Source organism: Nocardioides sp. CPCC 206348 (assembly GCF_048654705.1).
GTDB lineage: Bacteria > Actinomycetota > Actinomycetes > Propionibacteriales > Nocardioidaceae > Nocardioides.
This window is the reverse complement of record NZ_JBMCZA010000120.1, coordinates 8,508-16,030: the sequence shown is the minus strand read 5'-3', so window position 1 is coordinate 16,030 and position 7,523 is coordinate 8,508. Positions and strand designations below refer to the sequence as shown.

The following is a 7,523-nucleotide window of genomic DNA, read 5'->3' as shown; positions in this document are numbered from 1 at the left end:
GGGGCCGCGACCGGTGCGGTCAACGCACTGCAGGTCGCCCTGTCCGCCGAGCACGGCGCCGTCTTCGTCTACGGCGCGCTCGGCGCCCAGACGTCGCAGTCGCGGCAGCCGACCCTCTTCGGAGCGCTCACCCGCGCCTACGCCCTCCACCGCGACCGGCGCGACCACCTGACCAGCGTGATCGTCGCCGCGGGCGGCGAGCCGGTCGCCGCCGAGCCGGGCTACGCCCTGCCCGCCGACCTGGGCTCTCCGGCGGCGGTCAAGGTGCGCGCCCGCGCGCTCGAGGAGTCGGCCGCGTCGACGTACGCCTACCTGGTGGCGAACACGAGCGGGCCGGACCGGGCGTGGGCGGTGCAGGCACTGCTGGATGCCGCGGTGCGCGGGCTGGGCTTCGGCGGCAAGCCTGAACGCCTCCCCGGTCTCTGAAGCACCGCACTGGCGCCGCCACCAGCGCGGGCCACCAGCGCGGCAGCGTGGCGGGAGGCACCGACGGCGAGCTTGCTCGCCCGGATCTGTGCCGGAGACACGCTCGCGCAAAAACGCCAGTGGTTCGCGGCCTCGACCTCCGGGAGACTCCCGAGACGTCCCCCGAAGACGGGGCCGCGAACCACTGGTGACCGGGGACAACGGTCTTGGGTGACGGGAGAGGTGGGGCTCACCGATCACCTGTGCACAATCATGCAACAGAACGGCCCGAGGGTCTGTAAGTATCGATCCTCATAAATGTGCAGTGCAGAAACCTGCAGTCCGCACCCCGCTCAGCGCCAGGGAGTGAGGAGGTCCGGGATCTCCGAGAGGCGGTGCGCGACACCGTCGGGCCGGCCCTCCGTGTGGCCGATCTGCTCGGCCGGAATCACGCTGTGCGGGATGTGGATCGCCCGGAGACCGGCGTTCTGGGCACCCCAGACGTCGTCGAACAGCCGGTCACCGACGTAGACGCAGCGAGCCGGGTCGGTGACGCCCACGGCGTCCATGGCGGCACGGAACGCATCGGGCGACGGCTTCGTCCACGGGATCTCGCTCGAGTAGACGTCGCCGTCGATCAGGTCCAGGACGCCGTCGCGCTCGAAGTAGCCGCGGTGCCACTCACGGGGCCAGATCGTGTTCGAGAGGATGCCGACCTTGATCCCCTCGCCGCGCAGCCAGCGGAACAACGGCGCGACCTCGGGATCGGTCAGGGTGTGGGGCTCCCAGAAGTCGTAGTACGCACTCAGCAGGGCCGGGTCGTGGTCGAGGCCGGCCTCGTCGAACAGGTCCGCGATGTTCGCGCTCTGCTGGTGGTCGCGACTCCGGCCCCAGACCGCGGCACCCGCGCCGTGCAGGCGCGATGCGAACGCGTGGTGGTCGTCGGAGGTGTCGGGCGTCGCGAGCACCGCCTGGGCGAGCGCCATGGACTCGGCGTGGAAGTCCACGTCGTGCCACTGGGTCAGCGTCCCGCCCCAGTCGAAGATGACCGCGTCGATGCCGGCGGGTCTCGAGGCTCGCTGCGCTCGCACCTCGACCACCGCTACCGCCCGACCTGCTGAACGAGTGCCTCCACCGCGCCTTCGAGCGTCAGCTCGCTCTTCTCGCCCGTACGACGGTCCTTGACCTCGATGACGCCGTCGACGACCCCGCGACCGACGGTCACGATCGTCGGGACGCCGATCAGCTCGGCGTCCTTGAACTTCACTCCGGGGCTGATCTTGCCGGCCCGGTCGTCGAACAGGACGTCGAGTCCGGCACCGATCAGACCGGCGACCAGTTCCTCGGCTGCGGTGAAGAGTGCTTCGTCCTTGCCGGCCACCACGACGTGGACGTCAGCAGGCGCGACCTCGCGGGGCCAGCACAGGCCGATCTCGTCGAGCGTGTTCTCGGCGATCGCGGCGACAGCGCGCGTCACGCCGACGCCGTACGAACCCATCGTGACGGTGACCAGCTTGCCGTTCTCGTCGAGGACCTTGAGGTCCAGTGCCTCGGCGTACTTGCGACCGAGCTGGAAGACGTGGCCCATCTCGATGCCGCGGGCGGACTCGAGGGTGCCGTCGGCGCAGTGCGGGCACGCGTCGCCATCGCGGACCTCGGCAGCCTCGATCGTGCCGTCGGGCGTGAAGTCCCGGCCGGCCACGAGGTCGATGACGTGCGAGCCGGAGACGTCGGCGCCGGTGACCCAGCGGGTGCCGTCGACGACGCGGGGGTCGACGAGGTAGCGGATCCCGGTCTTGTTCTCCTCACCCAGGACGCCGGGGCCGATGTAGCCCTTGACCAGCGCGGGGTGGCGGGCGAGCTCGGCCTCGTCCATGGCCTCGATCCCGATCGGCTCGAGCTGGCCCTCGAGGCGCTTCTGGTCGACCTCGCGGTCGCCGGGCAGGCCGATGGCGAGGGGCTCGCGGGTGCCGTCGGGATGCCGGAGCACGACGAGGACGTTCTTGAGCGTGTCGCCGGCGTGCCAGGGCCGGTCCTCGCGCGGGAAGGCCGCGTTGAGGTGGTCGACCAGCGTCGCGATCGTCGGGGTGTCGGGCGTCGCCTCGGCGTGCGCGGCGGGCGCGCCGCCCCAGCCGTTGTCGGCATTCGCCGTCACGGGCGTGGGACGGACCTCGACAGCCTCGACGTTGGCGGCGTAGTCGCAGTTCGTGCAGCGGACGTAGGTGTCCTCGCCGACCTCGGCCTTGGCGAGGAACTCCTCGGACTTCGAGCCACCCATCGCGCCCGCGGTCGCCTTGACGATCGCGTAGTCGAACCCGAGGCGGTCGAAGATCCGGACATAGGCGTCGCGATGCCTCTGGTACGACGCCTCCAGGCCTGCGTCGGTGACGTCGAACGAGTAGGAGTCCTTCATCGTGAACTCGCGCCCGCGCAGCAGTCCGGCCCGGGGGCGCGCTTCGTCGCGGTACTTGGTCTGGATCTGGTACAGGCTCAGCGGCAGGTCCTTGTAGGAGCCGTACATGTCCTTGACCAGGAGGGTGAACATCTCCTCGTGGGTCGGGCCCAGCAGGTAGTCGGCGTCCTTGCGGTCCTTGAGGCGGAAGATGCCGTCGCCGTACTCGGTCCAGCGGCCGGTCGCCTCGTAGGGCTCCCGGGGCAGCAGCGCCGGGAACGTGACCTCCTGCGCACCGATGCCGTCCATCTCCTCGCGGATGATGCTCTCGATCCGGCGCAGCACCTTCAGCCCGAGCGGCAGCCAGGTGTAGATGCCCGGCGCAGCGCGACGGATGTAGCCGGCCCGCAACAGCAGACGGTGGCTCGGGACCTCCGCGTCCGAGGGGTCCTCTCGAAGGGTCCGGACGAACAGGGTCGACATCCTCATCAGCACGTCGCGCAGCCTACGGCGGCGTCGTACCGGACCGCGAACCAGTAACGCCTCAGGCAGTTCGCGCGGCCTTGAGCATGCCGCGGATCATCGGCACCTGCAGCGGCACCCGGGCCAGCGTGACGGCCTTGTACGCCGTGTTGTCGGTGCGCTGCGCATCGGCGACCATCTTCGCGTTGCCCGGGAGGACCCCGGCGAGCAGTGCGGCGCTGGCGTAGGCCGCAGCCCTCCGGGTCCGCGGGTGCAACATGCCGGCAGCACAGGCCAGCTCGGCAACGCCGCTCCACACCACCCACGGTCGCGGACCGCCGGGGAGCTGCTCGGGAATCAGCGGCTCGAACACCTCGGGCTTGACGAGGTGCACGACACCACTGACGAGGAAGGCGCCGGTGACTGCTTTGGCGGTGAAGGGCACGGACATGCGCTCACCCTGTCAGACGATGTCCAGCAGGTTGCGCTGCCCGAGCTTGTAGAGCAGCTTGTCGGTCTGCTTGAGGAGCTTGAACTCGGGCGGGTCGTAGAGGCGGTAGGTCTTCACCCGGGCAGCGGTCGAACCCGACTCGTCGAGGATGGCGTTCACGGCATGGCGAGCCGACTCGTTGGCACCCTCCATGGTGGCCAGGTCGATGTCGGTCTGCACGAAGTCACCGCTCATCAACAGGTTCGGGATCCGGGTCCGGGCCGTCGGCCGGCTCTTCCAGGAGTCCACGGTGTTCACGAGCAGCGGGGTCTCGTTCGTGTTGCGCAGGGTGCTGGCATCCCACTGCACGCCCGGGTCGAGGGACCACGAGTGGATGATCCCCTCGGGCAGCAGGTCCCCCATCGTGTGGTGGTCGCGGACCTGCGCGAGCACCTCGTCGGCGATCTCCTGGCGCGTGCACTGCTTGGCCGGCTTGCCGTACAGGATGCCCGGCGCGTCCCAGTTCGAGATGTCGACGGACAGGACGTCGACGATGTCACCGTCGCCGTAGTCCCGCGAGATCATCCGGTCCGCCCAGAACTGCCCCTGGGTCAGCGCGGTCAGTGACCAGGGCGAGTCGATGAAGGTGATGTGGCCCTTGGTGAGGTCGACGTGGTCTCGCAGGAAGTACTGGATGCCGACCATCCAGTCGGTCTGCAGGTTCGCCAGGCCCCTGAGTCCGGGATCGAGCGCGAGGACATCGGGCGTGAGGGTCGGCAGGACGCGTTCGACCGGCATCGCGCTGACGAACCAGTCGGCCTCGACCCGACTCGTCGTTCCGTTCGCGTCGGCGAGCACCGCGGCCGTGATGCGGCCGGCGCCGACCTCGTAGCGCACCAGCCGCTGACCGCTCTCGAAGCGCACCCCGCGTCCACGCAGGTAGGTCACCCAGGGGTCGATCCACGCCTCGTTGGTCGGCAGGTCGAGCACGCGGTCGAGGGCACCGTCGTTGCCGCGGCCCATGATGTTGTAGACGAAGGCCTCCCCCATGTTGCCGATGGTGCGCGTGCTGGCGATGGTCTCCTTGGCTGCGACCAGGTTGCGTGTGAGACCCGCGGCGAGGATCTTCTGGTACGGCCCCGATCGCTTGGCGGCGCCGACGAAGTCCCACCAGCTGACCTTCTCCCACTGTCCCAGTCGACGCTCGTCGCAGCTGGTCAGGAACACCAGCAGGCGTTCGACGAAGTAGGCCAGCTCGTGGGGCGGAACGGCATGTCCACCCAGGTTGTCGAGCAGGAAGCGACGCAGGCCGTCGACGGTGAGCAGCTGCACCGGGTCGGGCCCGATGCCGAACACGAACGCGTCGGCGTGGTCGCCACCGCGCAGGAACTTGCCGCCGGTGGCCGCGACCAGGTTGTCCCCGACCGTGCCGGCACCGAATGGAATCCGGCGCATGGTGTCCGGCACGTGGTGGTAGAAGCCGGGGAAGAAGCGGAAGCCGTGCTCACCGGGCAGGTCCGCCCGGCCGCCGGTCCCCGTCCGGGCGACCGGGATGCTGCGGGCCTTCCCGCCCCACGCGCTCGGCTCGAAGACGGTCACCGAGAAGCCGCGCTCGACCAGCTCGTGGGCGGCCGTCAGGCCGGCCATGCCGCCACCGAGGACGACGGCGTTCCTGCCGGGCGTGGCCGCGAACGCGGGGGCCAGTCCGACCCCGGCGAGGGCCGCACCGGCACCCACCGCGACGGACGACGAGAGCAAGGTACGGCGATCGAGACGCTGCGACATTGGTGGACTCCCCATGACGTCAACCGACACTGGTGTCGGTAACTGTTGGAGGCGAGTATTGTGACTCGAACCACAGGAGGTCAAGAGCCACGAAGGCCCGTTCCGACACAACTGTGGGTTACCCCCAGCGAGAAGGAGACCGCGTGACGACCACCGGGACCGTCCGGCGCCGGCTCAGCGCGCCAGCGCGACGCCAGCGCATCGAGGCCGCCGCCGTCGAGGTCTTCGCCGACCGCGGGTACGACGCCTCCTCGGTCGGTGAGATCGCCACCGCCGCAGGGGTCACGCGGACCGTCCTCTACGACCACTTCAAGTCCAAGCGCGAGCTCTACGTCCAGGTGCTCGACAGCCAGAACGCCGCCATGCTCGCCGAGGTCGGGGCCGGAATCACGGGAGCGGGAGCGGGTCACGACCGGCTGCGCTCCACGATCGCCGCCTACCTCTCCTTCGCCCGGCAACGGCCTGCTGCTCGTCGGCTCCTGGTCGACCCGATCCCGACGGGTGACGCCGACCTGGACCAGGTGCTCGCTGCCTACCGCACCGCCCGGGCGCAGGCGGTCGCCATGATGCTCGCTCCGGACCTTGCGCGTTCGGGCGTGGTGGCCGGTTCCACGGAGTCCACGGTCATCGTCGAGTTCCTGATCACCGGGGTCGACGGCGTGGCACGGTGGTGGCAGGACCACCCGATCGCCACCCTCGACGAGGTCACCGACATCGCTGCCCGCCTGCTGTGGAACGGCCTCCCCCGGATCGGTGCCTGATCGCGCGCAGCGTCAGAACATGACCGTGGCGAAGCGTGCCGTCTCGACGAAGCCGACCCGCTCGTAGACCGTCCGGGCCGAGACGTTCCAGTCGTTCACGTAGAGCGACACGGTCGGCGCGATCCGCGCCCGGACCTGCTGGACGACGGCAGCCATCCCGGCGGTGGCCAGGCCCTCTCCACGGCGGTGCGCCGGCACCCAGACGCCCTGGATCTGGGCGGCATCCGGAGTCGCGCAGGCCACCTCGGCCTTGAACACGAGCTCGTCGCCGTCGTACCGCACGAAGGACCAGGCGCGCCCGATCAGCTGGGCGACACGGGCGCGGTAGAGGTCGCCGGCTCCCCCGGCCTCCGGCGAGACTCCGACCTCCTCGGTGTACATGGCGACGCAGGCGGGATAGAGCGTCGCCAGGTCGTCGCGCACCCCGGCGCGGACGCCGTGGTCCGGCGCGATGGCCGGTGTCGTGTCGATGGCGAGGTGCCGCTGGTCCCATCGGACGTCGCGCGGGTGGCCCCAGTGCGGTCCTACCTGGCCCCAGATCGTTCGGACGGCGTCCTGCGATCCCACGATCGTGGAGGCGGTACGACGACGGGTGAGCGCACGTTCGGCAAAGGCACGCGCATCGTCGGGACCTGCCTGGACGGGCACCAGGTTCGCGGCGGCGTGGCAGGCGGCGACCAGGTGGCCGTCCTCGAAGCGACCCCACATCTCGCCGCCGAGCCAGCGCGGCTCGAGACGGGTGGTGTGGGCGCGGTGCACGGCGAAGACGTTGACGACCGGATCCTGGTTCGCGAGCTCCAGGAACGCAGGCAGGTCGGCGCTCGCGAGGACACGCACGCCGTGTCGGGTGGTCAACACGCAATCGAGCGTAGGGCACGAACCCTGTCGGCACTCAGGTTGGCGTGCTAGAAAACCGAGGTCGAGTGTTCTCGGGGCCCGACCTGCCGAAAGGAGGGTCCACATGACCCGACACGTGACCGACGGTGGCCTGGAGACCGACCTCCTCTTCCTGCGCGGCATCGAGCTCCCCGAGTTCGCCGCGTTCCCGCTGCTGGACAGCGCCGACGGCCGCGAAGCGCTCAGTGACTACTACCGCGCCTACGTCGACATCGCCGTCCGGGCAGGCGCCCCGCTCCTCCTCGAGACCCCCACGTGGCGGGCGAATCCCGACCACGCCGCCCTCCTCGGGTACGACGCCGCCGGGCTCGATCGCGTGAACCGGATGGCCGTCGAGTTCATGTCCGGGCTGGCCCGCGAGCGCGAGGCCGACCTGGTCGGCTGGTCGGTG

General features: G+C 70.2%; 8 protein-coding genes. 3 read left to right on the top strand and 5 right to left on the bottom strand.

All coding sequences use genetic code 11. The annotated features are described in order from the left end of the window. The coding region (locus ACOADB_RS07315; RefSeq protein WP_378597306.1) for a ferritin-like domain-containing protein at positions 1-426 on the top strand (426 nt) is incomplete at its 5' end. Positions 427-758: 332 nt separating this feature from the next. On the opposite strand, the gene ACOADB_RS07310 is transcribed toward ACOADB_RS07315, so the two are convergent. Genes ACOADB_RS07310 through ACOADB_RS07295 form a run of 4 tightly spaced genes read right to left on the bottom strand, consistent with a single transcriptional unit; the run spans position 759 to position 5,474 of the window. Continuing rightward, entirely contained in the window at positions 759-1,496 is a 738-nt protein-coding gene (locus tag ACOADB_RS07310) for an HAD family hydrolase (protein WP_378597305.1), read from the bottom strand. 11 nt (positions 1,497-1,507) lie between these two features. After that, a complete protein-coding gene (locus tag ACOADB_RS07305; RefSeq protein WP_378597304.1) occupies positions 1,508-3,292 on the bottom strand; it encodes a proline--tRNA ligase in 1,785 nt (594 codons plus the stop codon). A gap of 49 nt (positions 3,293-3,341) precedes the next feature. Further along, entirely contained in the window at positions 3,342-3,710 is a 369-nt protein-coding gene (locus tag ACOADB_RS07300) for a DoxX family protein (protein WP_378597303.1), read from the bottom strand. A gap of 12 nt (positions 3,711-3,722) precedes the next feature. Continuing rightward, positions 3,723-5,474 carry a hydroxysqualene dehydroxylase gene (locus tag ACOADB_RS07295; RefSeq protein ID WP_378597302.1) on the bottom strand — a complete coding sequence of 584 codons (1,752 nt, stop codon included), beginning with the start codon at positions 5,472-5,474 and terminating at the stop codon, positions 3,723-3,725. Between the two features lie 143 nt (positions 5,475-5,617). Between ACOADB_RS07295 and ACOADB_RS07290 the strand changes: the two genes are divergently transcribed. After that, positions 5,618-6,235: a TetR/AcrR family transcriptional regulator gene (locus tag ACOADB_RS07290; protein ID WP_378597301.1), complete on the top strand. Its 618-nt coding sequence runs from the start codon at positions 5,618-5,620 to the stop codon at positions 6,233-6,235. 12 nt (positions 6,236-6,247) lie between these two features. On the opposite strand, the gene ACOADB_RS07285 is transcribed toward ACOADB_RS07290, so the two are convergent. Further along, positions 6,248-7,093: a GNAT family N-acetyltransferase gene (locus tag ACOADB_RS07285; protein ID WP_378597300.1), complete on the bottom strand. Its 846-nt coding sequence runs from the start codon at positions 7,091-7,093 to the stop codon at positions 6,248-6,250. Between the two features lie 103 nt (positions 7,094-7,196). Between ACOADB_RS07285 and ACOADB_RS07280 the strand changes: the two genes are divergently transcribed. After that, the coding region (locus ACOADB_RS07280; protein WP_378597299.1) for a hypothetical protein at positions 7,197-7,523 on the top strand (327 nt) is incomplete at its 3' end.